This is a genomic window from Thermus sp., assembly GCF_056332225.1.
This window is the reverse complement of record NZ_JBWGQW010000183.1, coordinates 1-715: the sequence shown is the minus strand read 5'-3', so window position 1 is coordinate 715 and position 715 is coordinate 1. Positions and strand designations below refer to the sequence as shown.

The following is a 715-nucleotide window of genomic DNA, read 5'->3' as shown; positions in this document are numbered from 1 at the left end:
GTGCCGGTCGCCCCAGAGCTTCTGCACCCTCTTGCGGATCTCCTGGAGCTGGCCCCACACCCCGCTGAACATGGGCAGGTTGCCCAGGGTCTTGAGGTGCCCCACCAGGCGGGGCCAGTCCCCCCGGGTGGCGTGGTGCAGGGCCTCCTCCAGCATCTCCCGGTAGAACTCCTCGGTGAGGAACCAGGTGAGCTTCCCCCGCGGGTCCTTGCGCAGGACGTAGGTGGGCCGCCAGGCCTCCTTCCGCCAGGCCACCCAGGTGGGGGGGTGCTTGGGGTCCGCCACCCGGTGCATGTGCTCGCCGGGGAGCTTCTGGTCCGCCAGAACCAGGATGGGCCAGGTGGGGTGGGGGGCCTCGGGGGGCATGGCGCTCAACGGGGCCAGGAGGGCGTGGACCACGGGGAGGCGGGCCTGGCGGCGCACGTTCCGGGCGGGGCGGTCCAGCAAGACCGCCCACTTCTCGTCCAGCTTTTTGACCGCCAGGAGGACCTTCTCCGTGGGCGTCTCCTGGAGCTGCCACCAGGTGTACCCGTCCCGGGCCACCAGGCGCAGGGCCTGGGCCAGGAGGGCGCTTTGGCTTCGCAGGAGGCGGTAGTCCTCGGGGTCGGCGGGCATGGGCTACTTCTGGGCGCTATTGGAGAAGAGAGAAGGTAGCTTTTTTGGCGGCTCTTTTGTCGGCTCTTCCGGCTTCCCTTTTGCTACCTTTTGGCGGTAC

General features: G+C 69.2%; 1 protein-coding gene. It reads right to left on the bottom strand.

The features are described 5' to 3' along the window. Positions 1-615 (bottom strand): hypothetical protein (locus tag AC01Y6_RS10795; RefSeq protein WP_476671534.1); only part of this gene is annotated, 615 nt, incomplete at its 3' end. Between the last annotated feature and the right edge of the window lie 100 nt (positions 616-715).